Annotated in this window: 22 protein-coding genes; 12 read left to right on the top strand and 10 right to left on the bottom strand. The window is 34.8% G+C overall.

The annotated features are described in order from the left end of the window. Nucleotides 1–25: 25 nt before the first annotated feature. From ACNQGJ_RS12600 to gcvP, 6 genes are all read right to left on the bottom strand, one after another. Nucleotides 26–874 (bottom strand): glycosyltransferase family 2 protein, encoded by an 849-nt coding sequence (locus ACNQGJ_RS12600; RefSeq protein WP_417973256.1) that lies wholly within the window; start codon nt 872–874, stop codon nt 26–28. Nucleotides 875–978: 104 nt separating this feature from the next. Beyond that, nucleotides 979–1,503 (bottom strand): class I SAM-dependent methyltransferase, encoded by a 525-nt coding sequence (locus ACNQGJ_RS12595; RefSeq protein WP_417973254.1) that lies wholly within the window; start codon nt 1,501–1,503, stop codon nt 979–981. A gap of 236 nt (nt 1,504–1,739) precedes the next feature. Next, nucleotides 1,740–2,798, bottom strand: a complete 1,059-nt coding sequence (locus ACNQGJ_RS12590) for a 3-oxoacyl-ACP synthase III family protein (protein ID WP_417973252.1) — start codon at nt 2,796–2,798, stop codon at nt 1,740–1,742. Between the two features lie 342 nt (nt 2,799–3,140). After that, nucleotides 3,141–4,691 (bottom strand): DUF6770 family protein, encoded by a 1,551-nt coding sequence (locus tag ACNQGJ_RS12585; protein WP_417973250.1) that lies wholly within the window; start codon nt 4,689–4,691, stop codon nt 3,141–3,143. A 23-nt stretch (nt 4,692–4,714) separates the two neighbouring features. Beyond that, nucleotides 4,715–6,061: a M48 family metalloprotease gene (locus ACNQGJ_RS12580; RefSeq protein WP_417973248.1), complete on the bottom strand. Its 1,347-nt coding sequence runs from the start codon at nt 6,059–6,061 to the stop codon at nt 4,715–4,717. A gap of 95 nt (nt 6,062–6,156) precedes the next feature. After that, the gene (gcvP, locus tag ACNQGJ_RS12575) at nt 6,157–9,006 is read right to left on the bottom strand and encodes an aminomethyl-transferring glycine dehydrogenase (protein ID WP_417973246.1); all 2,850 of its coding nucleotides are present in this window, start codon (nt 9,004–9,006) and stop codon (nt 6,157–6,159) included. 148 nt (nt 9,007–9,154) lie between these two features. Between gcvP and ACNQGJ_RS12570 the strand changes: the two genes are divergently transcribed. Then, the gene (locus ACNQGJ_RS12570) at nt 9,155–9,967 is read left to right on the top strand and encodes a UbiA prenyltransferase family protein (RefSeq protein ID WP_417973244.1); all 813 of its coding nucleotides are present in this window, start codon (nt 9,155–9,157) and stop codon (nt 9,965–9,967) included. On the opposite strand, the gene ACNQGJ_RS12565 is transcribed toward ACNQGJ_RS12570, so the two are convergent. Continuing rightward, nucleotides 9,947–10,408 carry an SRPBCC family protein gene (locus ACNQGJ_RS12565; protein WP_417973242.1) on the bottom strand — a complete coding sequence of 154 codons (462 nt, stop codon included), beginning with the start codon at nt 10,406–10,408 and terminating at the stop codon, nt 9,947–9,949. The two genes, ACNQGJ_RS12570 and ACNQGJ_RS12565, sit on opposite strands and share 21 nt — an antisense overlap. Nucleotides 10,409–10,539: 131 nt before the next feature. Next, the gene (locus ACNQGJ_RS12560) at nt 10,540–12,567 is read right to left on the bottom strand and encodes a M3 family metallopeptidase (RefSeq protein WP_417973240.1); all 2,028 of its coding nucleotides are present in this window, start codon (nt 12,565–12,567) and stop codon (nt 10,540–10,542) included. Nucleotides 12,568–12,792: 225 nt separating this feature from the next. Between ACNQGJ_RS12560 and ACNQGJ_RS12555 the strand changes: the two genes are divergently transcribed. Continuing rightward, complete coding sequence (locus tag ACNQGJ_RS12555) at nt 12,793–13,464, top strand: hypothetical protein (RefSeq protein WP_417973238.1); 672 nt, start codon at nt 12,793–12,795, stop codon at nt 13,462–13,464. A 47-nt stretch (nt 13,465–13,511) separates the two neighbouring features. On the opposite strand, the gene purE is transcribed toward ACNQGJ_RS12555, so the two are convergent. Then, on the bottom strand, nt 13,512–13,994 hold the full coding sequence (purE, locus tag ACNQGJ_RS12550) for a 5-(carboxyamino)imidazole ribonucleotide mutase (RefSeq protein WP_417973236.1): 483 nt from the start codon (nt 13,992–13,994) through the stop codon (nt 13,512–13,514). Nucleotides 13,995–14,058: 64 nt separating this feature from the next. Continuing rightward, on the bottom strand, nt 14,059–15,216 hold the full coding sequence (locus tag ACNQGJ_RS12545; protein WP_417973234.1) for a 5-(carboxyamino)imidazole ribonucleotide synthase: 1,158 nt from the start codon (nt 15,214–15,216) through the stop codon (nt 14,059–14,061). A gap of 213 nt (nt 15,217–15,429) precedes the next feature. Between ACNQGJ_RS12545 and hpt the strand changes: the two genes are divergently transcribed. The 10 genes from hpt to ACNQGJ_RS12495 all read left to right on the top strand — a co-directional run bounded on the left by hpt (nt 15,430) and on the right by ACNQGJ_RS12495 (nt 23,989). Beyond that, nucleotides 15,430–15,960 carry a hypoxanthine phosphoribosyltransferase gene (gene hpt / locus ACNQGJ_RS12540; protein ID WP_417973232.1) on the top strand — a complete coding sequence of 177 codons (531 nt, stop codon included), beginning with the start codon at nt 15,430–15,432 and terminating at the stop codon, nt 15,958–15,960. A gap of 12 nt (nt 15,961–15,972) precedes the next feature. Further along, nucleotides 15,973–16,545 (top strand): adenylate kinase, encoded by a 573-nt coding sequence (locus ACNQGJ_RS12535; RefSeq protein WP_417973230.1) that lies wholly within the window; start codon nt 15,973–15,975, stop codon nt 16,543–16,545. Nucleotides 16,546–16,760: 215 nt separating this feature from the next. Beyond that, on the top strand, nt 16,761–18,032 hold the full coding sequence (locus ACNQGJ_RS12530; RefSeq protein ID WP_417973228.1) for a hemolysin family protein: 1,272 nt from the start codon (nt 16,761–16,763) through the stop codon (nt 18,030–18,032). A gap of 88 nt (nt 18,033–18,120) precedes the next feature. Further along, on the top strand, nt 18,121–19,122 hold the full coding sequence (gene obgE / locus ACNQGJ_RS12525; protein ID WP_417973226.1) for a GTPase ObgE: 1,002 nt from the start codon (nt 18,121–18,123) through the stop codon (nt 19,120–19,122). Nucleotides 19,123–19,248: 126 nt separating this feature from the next. Further along, on the top strand, nt 19,249–19,956 hold the full coding sequence (locus tag ACNQGJ_RS12520; RefSeq protein ID WP_417973224.1) for a tetratricopeptide repeat protein: 708 nt from the start codon (nt 19,249–19,251) through the stop codon (nt 19,954–19,956). 38 nt (nt 19,957–19,994) lie between these two features. Then, on the top strand, nt 19,995–21,350 hold the full coding sequence (locus ACNQGJ_RS12515; RefSeq protein WP_417973222.1) for a UDP-N-acetylmuramate--L-alanine ligase: 1,356 nt from the start codon (nt 19,995–19,997) through the stop codon (nt 21,348–21,350). A gap of 8 nt (nt 21,351–21,358) precedes the next feature. Beyond that, a complete protein-coding gene (locus tag ACNQGJ_RS12510; protein ID WP_417973220.1) occupies nt 21,359–21,817 on the top strand; it encodes a GNAT family N-acetyltransferase in 459 nt (152 codons plus the stop codon). A gap of 12 nt (nt 21,818–21,829) precedes the next feature. Beyond that, nucleotides 21,830–22,525 (top strand): RadC family protein, encoded by a 696-nt coding sequence (gene radC / locus ACNQGJ_RS12505; RefSeq protein WP_417973218.1) that lies wholly within the window; start codon nt 21,830–21,832, stop codon nt 22,523–22,525. Between the two features lie 8 nt (nt 22,526–22,533). Further along, on the top strand, nt 22,534–23,223 hold the full coding sequence (locus ACNQGJ_RS12500) for a YjjG family noncanonical pyrimidine nucleotidase (protein WP_417973216.1): 690 nt from the start codon (nt 22,534–22,536) through the stop codon (nt 23,221–23,223). 1 nt (nt 23,224) lies between these two features. Beyond that, nucleotides 23,225–23,989 (top strand): hypothetical protein, encoded by a 765-nt coding sequence (locus tag ACNQGJ_RS12495; protein ID WP_417973214.1) that lies wholly within the window; start codon nt 23,225–23,227, stop codon nt 23,987–23,989. Nucleotides 23,990–24,042: the final 53 nt, after the last annotated feature.

Below are 24,042 nucleotides of genomic sequence, written 5' to 3'. Positions count from 1 at the left end.
ATAAGTTTTGCGTTCGTAGTTTTCGTTAGAAAATTTTTTCTTTCATTTTCTTTAAACGGTACTCGCGAATAAATTTAGCTTGTTCTGGGGTTACCAATAATGGTGTTTTAGCTACTTTTGCTTTCCAAAAACCGTTGATGTAATCTAAAAAAAGTAACGGTTGCTTTTTCATCATCGCAAGTTTTGCCGAAGCTATGGAAGTAATTAAAAATCCGTAGCCTAAAGTGTAAAAAGCTTCTCCTTGCTTATAACGCGCTGTTTTGTTGTAGTTAGCTCCTGTTGGTTTCAAGTGTTTTACGATTAATGAAGCATCTGTAACGACTTTCCATCCGTAGAATTTAGACAATAATTCGTCAACGGTGTCCCAACCCATAGCAGGTTTTAAATTCCCTATTTGTTGGAAACATGCTTTTCTATAGGCTTTAAATGCGCCACGAATGTGGTCCTTATCGGTTAGGTTTTCCAGAATCCATGCGCCATTCTTTTCAATGTAGGCAAATCCGCCAGCCATTCCGATTGATGCGTCTTTGTCAAAAATATTTAAAATAGTTTCGAAATAGTTGTTAGGCAGAATTAAATCGGCATCCAGTTTTACAATTACATCATACTCTTCATCTAATGTTTCGAAACCTTTGTGAAAAGCCTGAATTACTTTACTTCCCGGTAAATGTATGGCGCTTGAGGTTTTGTTTACCAATGATATAAATGGAAATGCTTTAGCATAAGCGGTTACTATTTCAGCCGTTTTATCAGTCGAGTTGTCATTGACAATGACCAATTTTTTGGGTAAAACAGTTTGAGAGATCAAAGAATCTAAAGTTAAAGCGATGAAGGCTTCTTCATTATGAGCCGGAATGACAATATAATAATTCATTTAAAAAATTTTAGATTTTAGATTTTAAATTTTAGATTAACGATTTGCTGTAAAACGTTAATTAAAAATCAGAAATCAGAAATCGTTAATCTACAATCTTAAATTTATTGGATTTTTTCAGCGTAAACAATATAATAGCGGTTGGTGAATTTTCGTAATAAGGGACGAAGACCAAATTTCTTTACTGGATTTGTCCATTTTTGACGGTCAATTATTTTCCATCCTGTTTTTTCCAAAAGCCAGTCCAATTGCCAATCTTCAAATTCGTGGTAATGTCTGTCCCACAGATCGGTTTTGCTTCTGTAGGCAGGTGAAAACCACAAGCGCATTGGTATTGAAATAAAAAGTTTATCCGATTTTATTTCGCTTAAAATTGTATACGGATTTAGTAAATGTTCGAAGATTTCGAAAGCCGTTACCACATCTTTTCTTTCTGTTGAAAATACAGATCGATCCTTATCTAAATCTTCACCTGTTGAATTTGTAACTGTAAATCCTTCGGATTTCATGATTTTAGAAAAAGGATTTTCAACGCCTAAGTCTAAGATAGTCTCTGAAGTGGAGAGGTGTTTTTTTAAAAATTCTAAAGTATGTTTGAATCTTTTATTGGGAAACGTTTTTTCGTACATGTTTTTTTAATTTTGCCGCGAGGACACGAAGGCACAAATATAGTAATAAATGTGTTTTTGGGCATTGTTTTTTAGCCCGGATGGAAATGAAAATCCCAGAGCTTCAAAATGTAGTTTTTCAAAGCGCAAAAAGCGACTGAAAGAAGCTTTCTTGCGCTTTAGAAAAACAAGTTTTGTAGTGAGGAATTGTAATGGACAGCCGGATTAGCTCCTGATTTTTGAATTTTTCCTGCTGTTTAATACCGGTAAACAAATGCGTTGATATTCATTCCTGCTCCAACGGATGCAAAGATTAGAACGTCGCCTTTTTTTATCGATTGGTTTTCTATTTCTCCGCGAATTAAAAGATCAAAAAGAGTTGGAACCGTGGCAACGCTGCTATTCCCTAATTCATGAATGCTCATGGGCATGATGTCTTTTGGAACGGATCTGTCGTATAATTTGTAAAAACGTTGAATTATGGCTTCATCCATTTTTTCATTGGCCTGGTGGATAAGGATCTTTTTAACATCATCAATTCCTAATCCACTTTTGTCTAAACAACTTTTCATTGCCGCAGGAACTAGATTTAATGCAAATTCGTAGATTTTGCGTCCGTACATTTTTATGTAACGGATGTCTGGATCTAAATCTGGGTTGTATGATTTTCCAAAGAACAAGTAATTAGCCTCGTCATTTGCGTATGTTGCACTTTCGTACGCTAACATTCCAGTTTCGTCATCGGAAGCTTCAATGATTGAGGCGCCGGCGCCATCTGAATAAATCATAGAATCTCTGTCATGAGCATCTACCACTCTAGAAAGGGTTTCAGATCCTATAACTAAACAACGTTTTGCCATTCCAGATTTGATGAACGCATTAGCTTGAAGTACTCCTTCGATCCAACCGGGACAGCCAAAAAGGATATCGTAAGCGACACATTTTGGATTTTTTATTTGTAATTTATTTTTGACACGGGTGGCTAAACATGGAAGCATATCAGATTGATTTGTTCCGTATTTTACATCTCCAAAATTGTGTGCAAAGATGATATAATCTATGGTTTCAGGATCAATTCCTGCATTTTCGATTGCTTTTTGAGCCGCAAAAAAAGCTAAATCAGAAGAGGTGTATTGGTCTTCCGCATAACGTCGGTGTTCTATGCCGGTAATGCCTTTAAATTTATTAATGACAACTTCATTTGGGTAAGCAAAAGCTGTTCCGTCTTCATTCAAAAAAACATGATTACTAAAGTCAGTATTGCTTACTTTTTTCTCAGGAATATAACTTCCTATTCCAGTTATTTTTATTTTCATCGGTTTGGGTTTCCAAAAATTCAGGCTAATTTAATGATAAATAAATTAGTACACTCACAAAATTTACTATGCACGCATATAATTATGATATAATAATTTATTGGCAAAAATATTGATTATTTTATTACTAAACGCAATTAATAATGCGATATTTATTTCCAATTCATGCAATTGATTATTTAGTTTTTTGAGGAAATCGCAATCGATAATTTGTAAGCGTATAAATTTTTAATATAATTGTGTGTTTATTTTTGCGCTAAGTTTGTTTTTGAAAGAAAACATAAATTAGAAAGTGTAGGACCAGTACTAAAAAGAGCCACTAACTAGTGGCTCCTGTGGGGACTATCTGATATTTATTTTTTCTAAATGTACATTTATTTCCTTTAATTTTTTATCATATTCCAATAATAAGACATTTCCAACCTTGGCAGGTAAAACGCGAAAATCTTTATTGTTATTGTCGCTTTGCAAGTAGATTTTATCTTCAGAGAGTTGACCGTTATCACAAATTATAGTTTTAAAAGCATTTTTGTTTTTCTCGCCTTTCACTCTTTCATAATCTATGAAACAAGCGTAGAAACGATCATTTGTTTTGTCTATTTGGGTATATTCATAATCAAATGCTCCAAAAGATTTTAATGCATGCGCATTTAATTGTGGGCTACCAAAATCAGATAAACTGGGCGCTCTTGATTTTCCTTTTTCAAATTCTTGAATTCCTGTAAGTTTGAAATCGGAATTGAATTTAAAGACCACAGAATTTGCAATTGTAAGTTGCGTAACACTTGCGCCGCCACCGCCACCGCCGCCTAATATGGATAATGTTGTAAGTGCTATGCCTGCAGCACTGGCAGTTCTTTTATAAAATTCACCAATTGCATAATACTCGTTGTTATTTGTTTTTGCAATATTGTGGAAATAGATGTATCCCTTGTCTTCAATGTAATTTCCATCGACTTTTGCAATTTTTGCAACATCTTCTTTCCAACTGGTAAAATTTTCTTTTAAAGTTTTGCCGGATAAATCGACAACTTCAGTAAACAGACCTAAACTTTTATCGTCAATAATATTATCACCCTCGTTGAAATATTCCCCCATCAAAACGACATTGTTGTCTTTGTCCAGGAACGCATTATTAATTAATCGGGGCTTACTGTCTTTACTATATTCTTTCTCGTACAATAACGCACCGGTATTTACATCAATTATTTTTGTTTTTAATGTAATTTTTCGAGATAAAAGCCCTGGTTTTGATGTTTCTAAAGCAACAATTACTTTTTCATTTACTTCAATAGGATTTATTGCTAGCATTTCTTTTGAATCGTCGGGAGAATTATATTCCCAAGATTTTCCGCCATCCGTTGGGTAATATTTCAATGAATATCCTATTTTTTTATTATCTTCAAACTTGTTAAAAAGGAATCCTTTATTCTCAACAGGAAATAAAATATTAAAATCTCCTGTTTGTTGCATGTATTGAATGTAGCGGATTTCTTTGCTTTCTAAAGAAATATCAATAGTTGGTAATTGGTTGACTTTTTTATCATAGCTAAGCAGGCTGATTTTTTTTTCTTTAAAATTAGCCATTGCAAACATTATCCCTTGATTGTTAAAGCTACTTTTCATTAGTAAAGTATTTTTATTATCAATGTAAGTTTTCTTTGCAACTTCAACCAGATTTTTGTCTAAAACTTGAATTGCAAATTCGCGGTCACCTTTTTTTAGTTTGTCTAATTCATAGAAAAAATAATAACCATCAACATCTTTCTCCTTGTTTAGGATTGCACCTGAATTTTTTACTTTAAAAGTATTGACTTCGTTGATTTTTTTCTCTTGTGCAAATGTCAAATTTGCCGCTAATGTAATTAAAAGTAATGTACTGATTCTTTTCATAATTGGTTTGTATTTGATTAGTATTAATATTTATTTAAACTCTTGAAAAAAGTATAGGCGTCTTGAAATTCTGCGTCGTTTTTGGATATCAATTCATTTTTTTGACAAAAATAGTAACCAATTTTTTTTAGGTCTTTTAGTTCAATATTGTTTAAAAATGATCTTATTTGGTTGATGTGTATTTCCTCGGAAAACGAGTTTATCGGACCTACATATTTTCCAAAAACATGGTTTTCTTTTAAAAGATATACTTTTTTTAATAAATTAGAAACTTGACTTATAAAAGCCTTTTGGTCCAATTCATTTTTTTCATGCAGCGCTAATAATTGATACAAAGCAAAGTCTAGTTTTGAGTCGTCTAAAAATATTTTAATGCTGTTTTCAACTGTTTTTTGCTGTATTAAGCCTATTTCATCGTTACTTGAATTTGTAACGGTGATACTATAATTGTGAAGAATGTTTTCGATACGAAATGGAATGTCTGGATGTGTTTTTAAGGAATCTTTGTCAAGCTTAAAATCATTTGAGCTTTCAGTAGTATCAAACATTTTGTCTTCATTCTCAATCCATACGTCTTTAAAAGGATATTCTTTGAAATTAAAATTTTGTTTTAAATTTGTTGGATTATTAAAAATTATGCCGTCAGTCAACTCCAGTTTTTTTAAAATATTTAGAGAAGCCTGCTGGTTGAATTTTGTATTTTTAAACAAAGTAAAGCCTAGGGAATCAGCTTGGGTTTCTGAACTTCGACTTCTTTTCATAAAATTAAAGTTCAAATCCTTTAGTAATAAAGTTACGGCAGATCTTCGTCCATACTTTTTATTAGAGGCGTTGTTAAGTTGCTGTTTAATAGCTTTAGAGCTGAAGGTTTTGATGTATTCTTCGAGCGTTTTGTCAGTATGTTTTAAGATATAATGTGCTATTTCATGACAGATAATAAAAGCCATTTCGTCATTGTTTTCAATAAGCGTGAATAAACCTAAATTAATGGAGAATATTCCGTTTCCATAGCAGGCAGCATTAGGAATTAGTGATTTATTGATCAAGAAATAAAAATCTTTCGTGTCAATTTGGGGATTTGAACGGTATATTTCGGTAACTATTTCTTGAAGAAATCCAGTAAGGGTTTGGTCGAAAATAAATGTACTATCCTTTACATCTTTTAAAAACGATACTTTTCTTTCTAAAAGTATTTCTTTCGCTTTCTTTCTCTGATTAACACCGAACTCGTTTATTTTATTATTCGTGATTTTAGTAAGGTAATTTTCTAGCGAATCAATGCTCCTAGGGGAATAACTAAATTCATAAGATTGGGCTTGACAGGTTCCAAAATACGATAGTAATAGAAATAATACGATTTTTGTTTTCAAAATGTACTTGTAAGAATTGTTTTGCTAATACAAGTATAATAAAAATGCCCCGATTTATCGAGGCATTTTTGTTTTTTTTTGAGCAAATCTACAAATTAGCTTTCCATGTACGCTTCAATTGGCGCGCAAGAGCAAACTAAATTTCTGTCGCCATATGCTTCATCTACTCTACGCACGGTAGGCCAGAATTTATTCTCGGCGATATATTCTAAAGGGAATGCTGCTTTTTCACGAGTATATGGAAAATTCCAACTATCAGTGGTTGCCATAATCAAAGTATGGGGCGCATTTTTTAATACATTATTTGGATTGTCTAAAGTGGCCGCTTCGATTTCTTTTCTGATTGCAATCATGGCATCACAAAAACGATCTAACTCTTCTAAGTTTTCACTTTCTGTTGGTTCTATCATTAAAGTTCCGGCAACCGGAAAGGAAACAGTCGGCGCATGGAAACCATAATCCATCAAACGTTTTGCAATATCAGTTACTTCAATTCCTTTTTCTTTAAAGGGACGGCATTCCAAAATCATTTCGTGTGCTGCGCGACCCATTTCTCCAGAATATAACGTATCATAATGACCGTTTAATTTTTCTTTAATGTAATTTGCATTTAAAATTGCATGTTGAGTGGATTGCTTCAAACCTTCAGCGCCGAGCATACAAATGTAGCCATACGATATCAAACACACCAAAGCGGAACCCCAAGGCGCAGCAGAAATAGCTGTAATAGCTTTTTCTCCTCCTGTTGGAATTACAGGATTTGTAGGTAAAAATGGTACTAGTTGTGGTGCAACACATATTGGCCCTACACCTGGTCCACCACCTCCGTGAGGAATGGCAAATGTTTTGTGTAAGTTCAAGTGGCATACATCAGCGCCAATAGTCGCAGGATTTGTTAATCCAACTTGTGCATTCATGTTGGCACCATCCATATATACTTGTCCACCGTTATCGTGGATCAATTGCGTGATTTCTTTAATTGCACTTTCAAAAACACCGTGAGTTGATGGATAGGTTACCATCAAACAGGAAAGATTGGCTGCGTGAAGCATTGCTTTTGCACGTAGATCCTCTACGTCAATATTTCCGTTAGCCAATGTTTTAGTAACCACAACTTTCATTCCGGCCATCGCTGCCGAAGCGGGATTTGTTCCGTGAGCTGATGATGGAATTAAAGCAATGTTTCTATGGTGATCCCCTCTTGACTGGTGGTACGCACGAATAACCATTAATCCGGTATATTCCCCTTGGGCACCTGAATTAGGTTGTAAAGTTGTTCCTGCAAAGCCAGTAATTACATTTAACTGTTGCTCTAATTTAGCCAGCATTTCTTGGTATCCTTGCGCTTGATCCAATGGGGCAAACGGGTGAATGTTATTCCATTGTGGCATACTTAAAGGCAACATTTCTGAAGCGGCATTCAATTTCATCGTACATGAGCCTAATGAGATCATCGAGTGATTCAATGCTAAATCCTTTCTTTCTAACATTTTGATGTAACGCATCAAAGCAGTTTCTGAATGGTGTTTATTGAAAACATCATATTGCAAGAAAGTAGATGTTCTATTTACGCTCTCTGGGTAATGATTGGTTTCTGATAAACTTTCAATTGTGGTTGCTTGTTTATTATTTGCGGAAGCGAAAATGGTAACAATTTTATTTAAATCAGCAATACTTGTTGTTTCGTTTAAGGAAATTGAAATTGTATTTTCGTCGATGTAATAAAAGTTAACTTCATTTTGTTCGGCGATGGCGCGTACTTTTTTGGCATCAGCGGCAACAACAATAGTGTCAAAGAAAGCGGTGTTAGTTTGCTGCAAGCCTAATTTTTCTAATTCGTTTGCCAATGTTGCTGCCAAAGCATGAACTTTATTAGCGATATATTGCAGGCCTTTTGGTCCGTGATATACAGCATACATTCCTGCCATAACGGATAATAAAACTTGTGCGGTACAAATATTTGAAGTGGCTTTATCACGTTTAATGTGTTGCTCACGAGTTTGTAATGCCATGCGCAAGGCACGATTTCCGTCCGTATCAACAGTTACACCGATGATTCTTCCCGGCATGCTTCTTTTGTATTCGTCTTTTGTTGCGAAATAAGCAGCGTGTGGTCCACCATATCCTAGCGGAATTCCAAAACGTTGTGTAGTTCCAAGGACTACTGCAGCGCCCATTTCTCCTGGAGGAGTCAGTTTTGCTAAACTTAAAATATCAGCAGCAACGGCTACTTTTATTTCGTTTGCGGCAGCGGTAGCGATAAAAGCGGTATAATCATGAACTTGCCCAAATTTTCCTGGATATTGAAGGATTGCTCCAAAATATTCCGATGAAAAATCGAACGTTTCATGGTTTCCAATTACTAATTTAACCCCTATTGGCGTAGAACGTGTTTGTAAAACCGATAAAGTTTGTGGTAATATTTCCTCAGAAACAAAGAATTTATTGATGTTGTTTTTCTTTTGGTCGCGAGAACGAACGTCAAAAAGTAATGCCATTGCTTCAGCAGCGGCAGTTCCTTCGTCCAATAAAGATGCGTTAGCGATTTCCATTCCGGTTAATTCCATAACCATGGTTTGAAAATTCAAAATTGCTTCTAAACGACCTTGTGCAATCTCGGCCTGATACGGCGTGTAAGCAGTGTACCATCCTGGGTTTTCAAATACATTTCGCTGGATTACCGCAGGAATAATTGCTGCGTTATACCCTAAACCGATATACGATTGAAAAACTTTATTTTTATTTCCTAAATTCTGGATATGATTCGCAAACTCATATTCAGTCATGGCCGGCTCGAGATCCAGCTCGGATTTTAAACGAATATCACTTGGGATCGTTTCTTGAATCAATTGGTCAAGTGTTGCTGCCCCAATTGTCTTCAACATGTGTACTAAATCATTTTCTCTTGGGCCAATGTGTCTTAATGCAAAAGCGTCTGTTTTCATTATATATAAAATGGGTTGTGTGTTTCTTGTTTTAAAAGATTGTAAAAATAAATATTAATCTGCTATTAAAAGACTTTTTTAACTTTGATTTTCTGTGAATTTTTCAACTAAAAGCCATTCTTGTTAACACTTTGATTAATTTTGTCCAATGAGGTTTATAAAACTAATATTTGATTTTTATATTAATAGTAGCATCCACGTGGCTTTGTCTTGTTATGCCTTGGTGAGAATGACACAACATATGTTCCAGATTTCAGATGATGAGCCCGTTGCTAACTTTGCTTTTTTTGGAACAATTGTAGGATATAATTTTGTAAAATACGATGCGCTGGCCAGAGTACAAAGATTTCAGATGCGTACGGAGCTAAAAACAATTGCTTTATTTAGTTTTTTTGCTCTTATTTTGGTCGGATATTATTTTTTTCAGCTGCAAGGGATAACCCAAATAATTGCAGTAGTTTTCCTGAGTATTACATTATTATACACACTTTCCTTTTTTCCAAATAAGAAAAATGCCAGGAATTGGGCCGGTGTTAAAATTTACATTGTCGCATTATCGTGGGTAGGAGTGACGTTGCTTTTGCCAATTGTGAATGCCGGTGTTTCAATTACTTCTGATTTCTATTTAAAATGCCTGCAACGTTCCATCTTAGTTTTTGTATTGGTACTTGTTTTTGAAATTATTGATTTGGCAAAAGACGATCTACATTTAAAAACCGTTCCCCAACAAATAGGAGTGAAATATACTAAAATATTAGGATTGCTGCTTTTATTACCTTTTTATATCTTGGAATTTTTTAAAAGTAATTTTGACAAAAATCAATTGATGATCAACTTGATTTTAGTAATTATCCTTTCGTTATTTATGCTTTTTGCAAATGAAAAACGGACTAGATACTACACCTCTTTTTGGGTTGAAAGTGTGCCGATTATTTGGTGGTTACTGCTTCTCATTTTCTGACAAAGCTTTCAATGTTTTATTTCTTTCGAGAATAAAATTAATCATGTGATTTTTTAGAAACAAAAAATCAAATAATTCTCCAAAAAATCCAAAAGGCACTTCATAATATAATTTATCCTTCATGACGGTTATCCCATCTTTTTCATTAAAGATGTGTTCATGTCGGAAGGATTTGAATTTCCCTTCTTCCATTTCATCCACAAAATAATCATAGAAATTCATTGCCGTTATTCGGCTTGTATGAGTCAAATAAACACCAAAATGTTTCCCGCGCCAAGTGACCGTTTCATTGTAATTAATTAATCCGGAAGTGATTCCGGCAATGGCAGTTTCTTTTGTAAAATTTGCTGATTGTTGGTGTGCATCAACATTTCTAGATAAATCAAAAACAGTTTGTATGGGAGCTTTTATTGTCGTTAATACTTTAATTGTTTTCATCATGACGCTTATTTTTTGTCGGTCCTAAATACTATTTTTAAAGCCATGCCATTACTTAATATTGCCTTTTTGAACTACATGAAAGTGTATTAAAAAGCCCGAAGCATTATCCTTCGAGCTTCAAATAGTGATACTTATAAAAGTCCTGCTCTTCTCAATAATGCCTCCGGTTTTGGTTCTTGTCCTCTGAAACGTTTATACAAAATCATCGGATGTTCAGTCCCACCTTTTGACAGTATATTTTCTTTGAATTTGGTAGCTACTTCGGTATTAAAAATCCCTTTTTCCTGAAAATATTCGAAAGCATCAGCATCGAGAACTTCAGCCCATTTATAACTGTAATAACCGGATGAATATCCTCCTTGAAAAATATGGGAAAAGGAAGTGCTCATCGCATTTTCTTTTACTTCAGGATACAATTGAGTAGCGGCAAACTGTTCGGTTTCAAAAGTTTTGATGTCTTTAATATTTGATGGATCTTGTGCGTGCCAACCCATGTCTAATAATCCAAAACTCAATTGGCGCATCGTTGCAATTCCTTCTTGAAAACTGGCACTTTCTTTAATTTTGTGCACTAATTCCATCGGAATCATTTCGCCAGTTTCATAATGATACGCAAACAATGCTAATGCTTCCGGTTCGTAGCACCAGTTTTCCATTATCTGACTTGGTAATTCCACAAAATCCCAGTACACAGACGTTCCTGATAAACTTGGATACGTTGTGTTCGCTAACATACCGTGTAAAGCGTGGCCAAATTCATGAAATAAGGTTGTCACTTCGTTAAACGTTAATAGCGATGGTTTCGTTTCGGTTGGTTTTGTGAAATTGCACACAATAGAAACATGAGGTCGTTCGTTAATCCCTTTTTTTATGTATTGTGATTTAAAAGACGTCATCCAAGCTCCGTTGCGTTTGCCTTTTCGTGGAAAGAAATCAGCATAAAAAACAGCAACCAATTGATTTTCTTTATCTTTTACTTCGTACGTTTTTACGTCCTCATGATATTTATCGACTTCAAAAATTTCTTCGAAAGTGATTCCGTATAATTTTTGCGCTACCGCAAAAGCACCGTCCAAAACTTTTTCTAATTGGAAATACGGTTTCAATATTTCATCGTCCAAGTTGAATAATTGCTGTTTCAGTTTCTCGGAGTAATAGGCGCCGTCCCATTTCTCGAGTTGTTCGATTCCGTGTAATTCTTTTGCGAAAGCGGTTAATTGTGCGAATTCCTTCAAAGCGGCAGGTTTGGCTTTTTCCAATAAATCATTCGAGAATGTTTTTACTTTCTCCGGACTTTCAGCCATTCGTTCTTCAAGCACAAAATGAGCGTGAGTGGCATAACCTAAAACTTGTGCTCGGTCAAAACGTAATTTTGCAATTTTCAGTACGATCTCCTGATTGTCAAATTCGTTGTTTTGAAAACCTTTGGCACCAAAAGCAATTGCTATTTTCTTACGCAATTCGCGATTGTCAGCATAAGTCACAAACGGAACATAACTAGGGTAGTCCAAGCTGAAAATCCAACCTTCTTTTTCGTGGCTTTTTGCCAAAGAACGTGCGGCTTCAATAGTTCCCTCTGGTAAACCAGCTAAATCTACTTCATTAGTAATGTGCAGTTCATAGGCTTGGGTTTCGGCCAATACGTTTTCGCCAAACTGCAAACTGAATTTCGATAATTCTTTGTCAATTTCGCGTAACTTATTTTTTTTGTCTTCTGGTAAGTTTGCCCCGTTTCTGGAGAAACTTTTGTATTTTTTGTCCAAAAGCGTGGTTTGTTCCGGATTAAGATCCAGTTTTTCTCGCTGCTCATAAACCGTTTTTACTCGGGCGAATAAAGCGGGATTAAGACGAACATCATTGCCGAATTCAGATAGCAATGGAGAAACTTCCTGCGCTATTTTTTGAATTTCATCATTGGTTTCTGCTGAATTCAAGTTGAAAAAGATACTTGAGATTCTGTCTAAAACATCGCCGCTGAATGCTAGCGCTTCAATCGTGTTTTCGAAAGTGGGTTTTATTGGATTTTGTACAATAGCATCGATTTCGGATTTTGCCAATTCGATTCCTTTTTGGAAAGCAGGAAGGAAATCTTCGTTTTTAATTTTCGAAAAAGGCGCAGTATTGTGCTTTGTATTAAAATGTTGGGTTAAGATGCTCATTTGTATTTTTACTAAAATAATTTAATGTTTAAAGATAACAAATGTACGGATATAATGAAAACGATGAAGTTGATAAAACAATTGATTTGTCTCAAAATGGCGCTGCGGATACTGTTATTTAAATGTTATTTATTTCGTTTCACAATAATAAAACCTTAAATTGTAAAAAAAAGAGTGGTTTTTTAAGAAACACATCATATTAAGAAATAAATATCCAACGAAAACATGAACTATCAAATTACGATAAATAGCGCAAATTCTGTAGACCAAATTGAAGCCTACTGGACTAATGAGGATTATATTCAGTTGCTTGAAAAATACGATTATCCAGATGCTTCGGATGCAGATGCTTCGAGTTTAAGGGAGTTGCTTTTTATGGCAATAAGTGATTTTGAACCCAAAGACGCTGCGGTGATCGCGTTAGAATATAAATTGTCAGAACATTTGAATGAAGGTCAGATTCAGCAAATTTCTAATGATATGTTTTTGGATAAAGTATGTGAAGAATATCCTCAGATAGGGCTTCATTCCACTTTATTTCACATCAATCAATTGCTTTTTAAAGCCTATAACGGTACGTTTCCTAATGCAAAAGCAACAGTTTTGACAGTTACAATTGCGGCATTAGATCCTGAGAACAACATCAATTTGACTAAAGAAAATGTGCTTAAATTATTGAGCAAAGGATTGTCTGACAGTAATCTTATTAAAAGGTTGTTTGATCAGGCAATGAATGAAAATGCTCCTTTTCCCGAAGCTGAGGATGTTTTGTGGGATTTAACAACTGCGGATAATTTGAATTATACCATTACCACTTCGGAATATTGGTTGAGTAAGGAAGATATTATTGCCTCAGAATTTGAAGGCGTTGTAGAAATACCGCTAGATGTTGAATAAGTAATTCAGGATTTTAAATAAAAAAAAGCTCCATTATGGAGCTTTTTTTATTTTTTCAAACTTTCTGAAGCGATGTTAACCGCTTCTTTCAGTCCTGCTTTATACTTAATAATCTTTTCCATCACACTTTTGTTGTGGCTTCCTATGATTTGAGCAGCAAGAATTCCTGCGTTTTTAGCGCCATTTAAAGCAACTGTCGCTACAGGAACGCCGCCTGGCATTTGTAGAATAGACAAAATGCTATCCCAACCATCGATTGAATTACTTGATTTTATAGGTACGCCAATTACTGGAAGTGGTGACATTGAAGCGACCATTCCTGGTAAATGTGCTGCTCCTCCAGCCCCGGCAATAATTACCGAAATACCACGAGTGTGCGCATTTTTACTAAAATCAAATAATTTTTCTGGAGTTCGGTGTGCCGATACAATATCGACTTCAAATTCTAAATCGAACGCTTTTAAGATGTCTATCGCTTCTTGCATTACGGGCATGTCAGAAATGCTTCCCATGATTACAGCTACTTTCATTATTTTTTTTTGTTTAAAGTTTAAGGTTTAAAGTTGCAAACTGGGACTGACCACTAATTACTATTTACTGACCACTGATTACTCGAATCGTATTCTTCACCTCTTCGGCTATTCGTCGTGCTTCCTTAATGTCTTGATTTACTATGGTTACATGTCCCATTTTTCTAAAAGGACGGGTCTGTTGTTTGCCATAAATATGAGGTGTAACGCCGTTCCAACCTAATATTTTTTCAATATTTTTGTACACTACATCTCCGGAAAAACCTTCTTCTCCCGATAGATTTACCATAATTCCAGCAACTTTGCTTTCCGTATTTCCTAAAGGTAAGTTAAGAATCGCTCTTAAATGGTTTTCAAATTGTGAAGTATAACTGGCTTCAATGGAATAATGACCTGAATTGTGTGGGCGTGGAGCGACTTCGTTCACAAGTATTTCGTCCTCTTCCGTTTGGAACATTTCAACGGCCAATAAACCAACATGATTGAATTTTTCAGAAACATTCAATGCGATTGCGATTGCTTTTTTGGCTACTTTTTCATCAATTCGGGCAGGACAAATTACATATTCCACTTGGTTGGCTTCCGGATGAAATTCCATTTCTACCACAGGGTACGTTTTTATTTCGCCTGATGGATTGCGACAAACGATAACGGCCAATTCATTTTTGAAAGGAACCATTTCTTCGGCAATGCATTCTACATTGGCTAAATTGTCTAAATCCGAAATTTGCCGAATGACTTTAACGCCATTTCCGTCGTAACCAAATTCCGTACATTTCCATACAAACGGAAGTTTTGTTTTAGAATCTAAGATGTCAATAATGAGGCTTTTTAGATTGTCAAATCGTTTGTACTTTGCTGTTGGAATTGCATGTTGTGTGTAGAAATCTTTCTGAATTCCTTTGTTTTGAATCAATTTCAACGTTTTTGGAGAAGGAAATACTTTTATTCCTTCTTCTTCTAGCTTTACTAAAGCTTCCAGGTTTACCAATTCAATTTCGAACGTAAGCACATCAACGCGCTTTCCAAAATTGTAAACCGTCTCGAAATCCATTAAATCACCTTTAAAGAACTGATTGCATGCTATTTTGCTTGGTGCTTCATCACTTGGATCAAGAACATAAGTTTGTATGTCGAATTTTCGGGTGTCAAACAACAGCATTTTACCCAGTTGTCCTCCGCCGAGAATTCCCAATTTAAATTCAGAAGAAAAATAATTCATTGTGTTGTAGTATGTTTCTGCAAAGATACTTTATAATGATTGAATCCAAAAATGCTATTTTATTTTCTTTATATTTCCGGTATTATTTGTTTCTTATACTGCCTTTTAAATCGTTTTTTTAGCGAATTTACTTAAAAACAGAAATTAATGTCCAATTATCAATTGTCAAATCCGAATTCTGTATCTTTGCGCATTATTTTAAACACGAAAATAATGATACAACTTCACGATAAACAATTTGTTCCGTTTATTTCGGCCAAAGAAATTGATTTTGCCATCGCCAGAATGGTTGCGCAAGTGGAAGCTGATTTTGCCGATGAAACACCGGTATTTGTGGGAGTATTAAATGGCGCTTTTATGGTGGTTTCTGATTTTATGAAACTATATAAAAAACCTTGTGAAGTCTCTTTCATCAAAATGGCGTCGTACGAAGGAACTGCTACCACAAATCAAGTCAAACAATTAATAGGCATAAATCAGAATTTAACCGGGCGCTCTGTTATTCTGATTGAAGATATAGTTGATACCGGAAATACATTGGTAGAACTGAAAGAATTATTTAAAAAACAAAATGTAAAACATTTTAAAATAGCCACACTTTTTTTTAAACCCGAAGCGTATACGAAAGACATTAAAATAGATTACATTGGGATTAGAATTCCAAATAAATTTATTGTGGGTTTTGGCTTAGACTATGATGGGTTAGGAAGAAATTTACCGGAAGTATATAAATTAAAAGAATAACGACACAACAATATGACTAACATTGTTTTATTTGGAAAGCCAGGTGCTGGTAAAGGAACTCAAGCTGAGTTTTTAAAAGAAAAATACAAATTAACACACATATCAACTGGTGATGTATTTCGTTTTAATTTGAAAAATGATACAGAATTAGGCAAACAAGCACGAGTATTTATGGACGCTGGAGATTTGGTCCCAGATGAATTGACTACAAAAATGCTTATTGCTGAGGTAAATAAACACCCGGATACCAATGGCATTTTGTTTGACGGATATCCCAGAACAATTTCACAAGCCGAAGCCTTGGATGCTTTTCTTACCTCAATAGGTTCTAAAGTTGCAGCGACAATAGCACTGGAAGCCGATGATGAGATCTTAGTTAAACGATTATTGGAACGAGGAAAAACAAGTGGTAGAATAGATGATCAAGATGAAGAAAAAATCAGAAATCGCTACCAGGAATACAATGAAAAAACTGCGCCTTTAATGAATTATTATGAAGGGCAGGGTAAGTTTTATGCCGTAAACGGAATAGGTTCAATCGTTGAAATTACAGAAAGAGTAAGCAACGTGATTGATAATTTATAGAAGCATTTTCAGCTGTACATTACAAGTCCTCGTCAAAAAAGCTATTTTCTAAGTCATAAAAGGAGCTTCCTTTGGTCGCTCTTTTTTGACAAAAAAAATTAGCTTTTTGAACTCCGGGCTTTTCATTACCATCTGGGCTAAAAACCAGATTATGGATTACATAAAGTAAAAAATCAGAAATCAGCTTTTAAATAAAAAACGAATCAACTACTAAATTGGAAATACTAATAATATTTTTTCTAATACTGCTAAATGGGGTTTTCTCTATGTCAGAAATCGCATTGATTTCAGCACGAAAAAACAGATTAGAGACCGCGGCAAAAAAAGGAAATAAAAGTGCTAAAATTGCATTGGATTTGGCGAATTCGCCAAACAAATTTTTATCAACGGTCCAAATAGGAATCACGTTGATAGGAATACTTACCGGTATTTATAGTGGTGATAGAATAACCAAAGATGTTGAAACTTTTATACTTGGATTCGAATATTTAAAACCATATGCGCATCCAGTAGCGGTAGGATTAGTTGTTGTTATTCTGACCTTTTTCTCCCTTGTTTTGGGAGAGTTATTGCCAAAAAGAATTGGATTAAACCATCCCGAAAGGATCGCAAAAGCTGTCGCGTTACCCATGAAAATTGTTTCAATTGTTACGGCACCATTCATCTGGTTGTTAACACATTCAACTGATTTTTTATTGGATATATTACAGATAAAACCCACTGCTGACGGTAAAGTAACCGAGGAAGAAATAAAAGCGATTATCAAAGAAGGAACCGAAGGAGGAGAAGTACAGGAAATTGAGCAAGATATTGTGGAGCGCGTTTTCCATATTGGAGACAGAAAAATAAATTCGCTGATGACACACAGGAAGTCAGTGGTTTTTTTACCTTTGCATGCTGACAAAGAGAAAGTTAGGGAATTTATGAGTATAGAATTGCACTCTATTTATCCAGTTTATGGCGAAAACTATGATGATATTGTGGGAGTTGTTAATCTCAAAAATATTTTTGCCCATTTTGAAAACGAAAATTTTAATTTGGCTGATATCATGACCGAAGCTCCTTTTATGATGGAGCAAACCACGGCATACGTGGCACTGGAAAATTTTAAAAAAACAGGGATACATTATGCATTCGTCTCTGACGAGTATGGTGTTTTCCAAGGCGTTATTACTCTGAATGATATTCTGGAAGCCTTAGTTGGTGATGCTTCTGATTTTTACAAAGATGATTTTCAACTGATTGAAAGAGAAGATGGAACATGGCTTGTTGACGGACATTATTCGTTACATGATTTCTTAACGTATTTTGAATTAGATGAATTAATCAATGATTATGAAGTGACTACGGTAAGTGGATTAATCATGACGGAACTCTCACATATCCCTAAACAAGGAGAGAAATTGGTTTGGCAAAAATTTGAGTTGGAAGTCATAGATATGGATGGCGCCAAGATTGATAAAGTGATGGTGAAAACACTTAAATAATTAATAATAAAAATAGAGGACAGGATACTGATAGCTTTTTGAATTTTTCAATCTGAAATCCGAAAATTGAAATCTGAAATTAAAAAAAATGACAGAAGGGAATTTTGTAGATTACGTTAAAATATATGTTTCTTCCGGAAAAGGAGGGAAAGGGTCTACGCATTTGCATAGAGAAAAATTTATTGAAAAAGGAGGGCCTGATGGTGGTGATGGTGGTCGCGGTGGTCATGTTTTTTTGGTTGGTAACAAAGGTCTTTGGACTTTATTTCACCTTAAATTTGCCCGACATATCAAAGCTGGTAACGGTGGAGATGGTAGCGGTGACAGAAGTACAGGTGCTGACGGGGACGATAAATTCATCGAAGTCCCGTTAGGAACGGTAGTGAAAGATAAAGAAACCGGTGAAATATTATTTGAGATTACCGAAGACGGTGAAAAACAAATACTATCCCGTGGTGGAAAAGGGGGACTAGGAAACTGGCACTTTAGAAGCTCAACGAATCAAACACCACGATACTCACAACCTGGTTTGCCTGGTTCAGAAATGGATGTGATTTTAGAACTAAAAGTACTTGCTGATGTAGGTTTGGTAGGTTTTCCTAATGCAGGGAAATCAACGCTGCTATCAGTATTGACATCAGCTAAACCAAAAATTGCGGATTATCCCTTTACGACCTTAAAACCAAATCTTGGAATTGTAGCCTATAGAGATTTTCAATCTTTTGTAATTGCCGATATTCCCGGAATCATTGAAGGAGCAGCTGAAGGAAAGGGATTAGGTCATTATTTTTTACGTCATATAGAACGTAATTCTACGTTGCTTTTTCTAGTTCCTGTAGATACGCCAGACATCAAAGCCGAATACGATATTTTGGTAAACGAATTAACGAAGTACAATCCGGAAATGCTGGATAAAGAGCGTTTGTTGGTGATTTCAAAATGTGATATGCTGGATGATGGTTTAAAAGCAGAATTAAAAATAGAATTAGATGTCGCTTTTAAAGATATCCCATATATGTTCATTTCTTCTGTGGCACAACAAGGCTTGACGGAATTGAAAGATAAATTATGGAAAATGTTGAATGACTAAATCTTGAATTTTAAATAAATATTAAAAGCCGTCTCCTATAGTATATGAGGCGGTTTTTTGTATAAAAAAGTTAAACCTTTTACATCCCTGGAGAATTACAATTATAAATTTCCTTATTTTTGGAAAATGAAATATACTACACTGATCTTTTTTTTATTTCCTATTATGATTTGGTCTCAACCTAATTTTGATAAAGCAGAAAAATTATTCAAAGCAGAAAAGTATGAACAAGCGCAATCCTTGTTTGAATCTGTATTGAAAACAAATACCTCAGATTTAAAAACAATAGAATATTTAGGGGATATTGCGGGTCATTACAAAGCATGGGATAAGGCGATTGTTTACTATAAAAAGTTGAAAATTTTAAAACCCTCAGAGGCCAATTATTATTATAAATTTGGTGGTGCTTTAGGAATGAAAGCCAAAGAATCTAATCGGTTTAAGGCTCTAGGGATGATTGATGAAGTCAAAGGTTCTTTCGAAAAAGCAATCGGTCTTAATCCAAAACACCTTGAATCGCGGTGGGCTTTGATAGAATTGTATATTCAGTTGCCTGGAATTGTAGGTGGAAGCGAGTCTAAAGCCATAAAATATTCAAATGAATTATTGCGATTATCACCTATTGACGGTTATTTGTCCAGAGGTCACATCGAGGAATATTTTAAAAGATACAAAGTTGCAGAACAACAGTATAAAAAAGCGATTCTTGCAGGAGGTTCAAGGATAAGTTATCAAAAGTTAGCTAGCTTGTACAAGAACAAAATGAGCGACCCTGAACAAGCAAAAACAGTATTAGAAACCTATAATAATAAAAAAGTTCAAGATAGATCTTAATCTCGCTGTAACTTAACAACCATAAATCAAAAATTAGAATGCGTACACATTTTATAGCTATCGGCGGAAGTGCCATGCACAATCTCGCACTTGCATTACACAATAAAGGATATCAAGTTACGGGAAGTGACGATGCGATTTTTGAACCATCAAAATCGCGATTAGATAAAAAAGGAATTTTGCCGTCAGAATTAGGCTGGTTTCCTGAAAAAATAACGTCAGCTATTGAGGCGGTTATTCTTGGAATGCATGCCAAAGCGGATAATCCTGAATTATTAAAAGCACAAGAATTGGGATTAAAAATATATTCTTATCCAGAGTTCCTGTACGAACAATCTAAAAATAAAACACGTGTTGTCATTGGCGGTTCACATGGGAAAACGACGATTACCTCAATGATTTTACATGTGATGCATTACCATGATATTGCAGTAGATTATATGGTGGGTGCGCAACTGGAGGGCTTCGACACGATGGTGCATCTTACGGAGGAAAATGACTTCATTGTTTTGGAAGGGGATGAATATTTGTCTTCCCCAATTGACCGAAGACCCAAATTTCATTTGTATCAGCCAAACATTGCCCTTATTTCAGGGATTGCGTGGGATCATATCAACGTTTTTCCAACGTATGAGAATTATGTAGAACAGTTTGAAATTTTTATTGGTAAAATTACCAATGGTGGGATTTTAGTTTACAATGAAGATGATGCGGAGGTGAAACGTGTGTCCGAAGCCGCTACGAATCCAATACGAAAACTGGCCTATCATACGCCAAAATATTCTGTGGCTAACGGTGTTACACTTTTAGAAACTCCTGAAGGCGACATGCCAATTGAAATTTTTGGAGCCCATAATCTTAATAATTTGGCTGGCGCCAAGTGGATCTGCCAAAATATGGGAGTAGACGAAGCTGATTTTTATGAAGCCATTGCCAGTTTTAAAGGCGCTTCAAAGCGATTGGAAAAAATTGCTGAAAGCGAAGCAAAAGTGGCCTATAAAGATTTTGCGCATTCGCCAAGCAAAGTTGCCGCTACGACAAAAGCAGTGAAAGAGCAATATCCTAACAGAACGTTAGTGGCTTGTTTAGAATTGCATACTTACAGTAGTTTAAATGCAGAATTCCTGAAAGAATATCAGGGAGCATTAGAATATGCTGATAGCGCAGTTGTTTTTTATTCGCCTGACGCCGTGAAAATTAAGCAGCTTGAAGAAGTTACATATGAACAAATTGCAGCATCTTTTAATCGGGAAGATTTAATTATTTATACTAATCCAAAAGATTTTAAAGACTATTTGTTTAGCTTGAATCTTGAGAATTCAGCTTTGTTACTGATGAGTTCCGGTAATTATGGCGGATTAAATTTTGATGAAGTAAAGGAATTGGTACAGTAAATAGGGATATGAAAGATACTTTAAAAATCATTAAAACTACTAGTGAAAATCTAGACTTCAATATTCTTATCGCCGCATTAGATAAAAGTCTATGGGAGCGTTATCCAGAACTGAAAACAAATTATTGGGGGAATAATGTTTTGGAATTAAATTCGAATGTTGTTGTTATTTATTTGGAAAACAAAGCAGTGGCTTGTGGTTGTTTTAAGAAATACGATAAAAATACAATTGAAATAAAGCGTATGTTTGTTTCGCCTGAAGCCAGAGGAATAGGTTTAGCACAAAGTATGTTACGTAAATTAGAACTTTGGGCACATGACCTAGGATATTCGTCTTCTGTTTTGGAAACGCTAAACAAACAAAAGGAAGCTATTGCTTTATATCAAAAAACAGGATATACAATAGTTGATAATTACGAGCCTTACGTGGGCTTAGAAAACAGTATTTGCATGCGGAAACAAATTTAAACAACAAACTGAATGGCTGAAAATTCCTTTTTTCCTATTACTAATTGGTCCGAAGATGATAAGCCACGCGAAAAACTAATGCTGAAAGGCAAGAGTGTTTTAAGTGACGCTGAATTAATCGCAATTTTGATTGGTTCAGGAAGCAGAAGCGAGTCAGCAGTTGATTTAAGCAAAAGGATTTTAGCAAGTGTTGACAATAATTTGCATGCATTAGGGAAATTATCCCTTTCGCAATTAATGAATTTCAAAGGTATAGGGGAGGCCAAGGCAATCTCAATTATTGCTGCTTTAGAATTAGGAAGACGAAGAAGGACGCAAGATGCGGTGGAGTTAAAGAAAGTCACTTCCAGTAAAATAATTTTTGAAATCATGCAGCCTATTATTGGTGAATTGCCACACGAGGAATTTTGGATCATTTATTTAAATAATTCAAATAAGGTTATTTCGAAATCACAGTTGAGTAAAGGTGGGATTACCGGTACTTTAGTAGATGTTCGCATTGTTTTTAAAACAGCGCTTGAAATGGGTGCAACTGGATTGATCTTGTGTCATAATCATCCCTCTGGAACTTTGATTCCGAGTGATGCCGATAAACAGATTACAGCAAAATTAAAATTGGCAGGCGATAGTTTAGAAATAAAAGTTCTCGATCATTTGATTGTTACTGAAAAGAGCTACTTTAGTTTTGTTGATGAAGGAATATTTTAAATTATAAAATGGAAAATACTATAATAACGGACGTTTTTTTTGATTTAGATCATACACTTTGGGATTTTGATAAAAATTCAGAATTGACATTTGAAACTATTTTTACTAAAAATCATCCGGCAATTGAAACTAAAGTTTTTATTGAAAAATATGTGCCAATAAATCAAGAATGTTGGAAGCTGTATCAATATGATAAAATTACACATGCGGAATTGCGTTACAATCGGTTGAAGTACTCTTTTGATGCGCTTGACTATTTAATTTCTGATGAAGAAATTGATACAATAGCAAATGATTACATTCGTTTTTTACCAGAAAACAACCATCTTTTTGATGGAACAATTGAAGTATTAGACTATTTGAATCAAAAATATAATCTGCATATAATTACAAATGGATTTGCTGAGGTTCAATTTAAAAAAATAAATAATTCTAAGATTGGGAGTTATTTTCAAACCGTCACAAATTCTGAAATGGCTGGAGTAAAAAAACCTAATTCCATTATTTTTAATTATGCGTTAGATTTGGCCAAAGCCAAAAAAGAAAACAGCATCATGATAGGGGATAGCTTAGATGCCGATGTGCAAGGTGCGCTTGACGCCGAAATAGACGCTATTTTTTTTAATGAAAGCAAAGTACAGGTCGAAGGACATATTAAACAAATTAATCATTTATTAGAACTCAAAAAATATTTATAATATGAATAAGCAATTTTTAGTATTGTTATTGTTGGTCGTTAGCTATTCCTACTCTCAATCAGTGAACAGTTACAAAGCGGTGATCATTCCTTTAAAATACGATTTTATTAAAAATGAAAATCAATACCGTTTGAATACATTGACTAAGTTTAATCTAGATAAAGCGGGATTTGTTGCATTTTATGCCAATGAAACGATACCGGCAAACTATAATGAAAGATGTAATTTGTTGTATGCTGATGTGGTAAAAGATAGTGGCTTTTTGACCACAAAACTTTTGATAACGTTGAAAGACTGTTATGGAAAAATAATTTTCCAATCCACAACTGGAAAAAGTAAAGAAAAAGAATATCAGCGTGCTTATACCGAAGCATTGAACGAAGCATTCAACTCTGTTTATGATTTGCACTATAAATACAATGGAAGTATGACTGCGGAAGTCCAGCCGGCGATACAATCAGAAGTTGTCAAAGCTACGTCAGTTCCTGTTGCTGTAAACAAGAACGTCTCGAGTGAGCCTGTTGTGGTTAATACTGTAGTTTCCGATTCTAATTTGTTGTATGCACAACCTACTGCTACCGGTTTTCAATTGATTGATAGCACACCAAAAGTAGTTATGAAAGTTTTTAAAACAACTACATTATCTTGTTACATTGCCGTAAAGAACAGTTCACAAGGTGTTTTATTGCTTAAAGATAATCAGTGGTATTTTGAATATTATCAAAACGATAAATTAATTGTTGAAAAAGTAGCCGTTAAGTTTTAGAACTTCGAAATTTATTTTTTAAAACGGTTCCGTTAAAAAGGTCTTGATTTCTC

Source organism: Flavobacterium cryophilum, from assembly GCF_048286555.1.
Classification (GTDB): domain Bacteria; phylum Bacteroidota; class Bacteroidia; order Flavobacteriales; family Flavobacteriaceae; genus Flavobacterium.
The sequence above is the reverse complement of the archived record's forward strand: the minus strand, read 5'-3'. Positions and strand labels throughout refer to the sequence as shown.

Bases quoted from the DNA above. Each gene is read 5' to 3' on its own strand.
- ACNQGJ_RS12600 (WP_417973256.1), bottom strand. From the start codon at position 874: ATGAATTATTATATTGTCATTCCGGCTCATAATGAAGAAGCCTTCATC.
- ACNQGJ_RS12595 (WP_417973254.1), bottom strand. From the start codon at position 1,503: ATGTACGAAAAAACGTTTCCCAATAAAAGATTCAAACATACTTTAGAA.
- ACNQGJ_RS12590 (WP_417973252.1), bottom strand. From the start codon at position 2,798: ATGAAAATAAAAATAACTGGAATAGGAAGTTATATTCCTGAGAAAAAA.
- ACNQGJ_RS12585 (WP_417973250.1), bottom strand. From the start codon at position 4,691: ATGAAAAGAATCAGTACATTACTTTTAATTACATTAGCGGCAAATTTG.
- gcvP (WP_417973246.1), bottom strand. From the start codon at position 9,006: ATGAAAACAGACGCTTTTGCATTAAGACACATTGGCCCAAGAGAAAAT.
- ACNQGJ_RS12570 (WP_417973244.1), top strand. From the start codon at position 9,155: ATGAGGTTTATAAAACTAATATTTGATTTTTATATTAATAGTAGCATC.
- ACNQGJ_RS12565 (WP_417973242.1), bottom strand. From the start codon at position 10,408: ATGATGAAAACAATTAAAGTATTAACGACAATAAAAGCTCCCATACAA.
- ACNQGJ_RS12560 (WP_417973240.1), bottom strand. From the start codon at position 12,567: ATGAGCATCTTAACCCAACATTTTAATACAAAGCACAATACTGCGCCT.
- ACNQGJ_RS12555 (WP_417973238.1), top strand. From the start codon at position 12,793: ATGAACTATCAAATTACGATAAATAGCGCAAATTCTGTAGACCAAATT.
- purE (WP_417973236.1), bottom strand. From the start codon at position 13,994: ATGAAAGTAGCTGTAATCATGGGAAGCATTTCTGACATGCCCGTAATG.
- ACNQGJ_RS12545 (WP_417973234.1), bottom strand. From the start codon at position 15,216: ATGAATTATTTTTCTTCTGAATTTAAATTGGGAATTCTCGGCGGAGGA.
- hpt (WP_417973232.1), top strand. From the start codon at position 15,430: ATGATACAACTTCACGATAAACAATTTGTTCCGTTTATTTCGGCCAAA.
- ACNQGJ_RS12535 (WP_417973230.1), top strand. From the start codon at position 15,973: ATGACTAACATTGTTTTATTTGGAAAGCCAGGTGCTGGTAAAGGAACT.
- obgE (WP_417973226.1), top strand. From the start codon at position 18,121: ATGACAGAAGGGAATTTTGTAGATTACGTTAAAATATATGTTTCTTCC.
- ACNQGJ_RS12520 (WP_417973224.1), top strand. From the start codon at position 19,249: ATGAAATATACTACACTGATCTTTTTTTTATTTCCTATTATGATTTGG.
- ACNQGJ_RS12515 (WP_417973222.1), top strand. From the start codon at position 19,995: ATGCGTACACATTTTATAGCTATCGGCGGAAGTGCCATGCACAATCTC.
- ACNQGJ_RS12510 (WP_417973220.1), top strand. From the start codon at position 21,359: ATGAAAGATACTTTAAAAATCATTAAAACTACTAGTGAAAATCTAGAC.
- radC (WP_417973218.1), top strand. From the start codon at position 21,830: ATGGCTGAAAATTCCTTTTTTCCTATTACTAATTGGTCCGAAGATGAT.
- ACNQGJ_RS12500 (WP_417973216.1), top strand. From the start codon at position 22,534: ATGGAAAATACTATAATAACGGACGTTTTTTTTGATTTAGATCATACA.
- ACNQGJ_RS12495 (WP_417973214.1), top strand. From the start codon at position 23,225: ATGAATAAGCAATTTTTAGTATTGTTATTGTTGGTCGTTAGCTATTCC.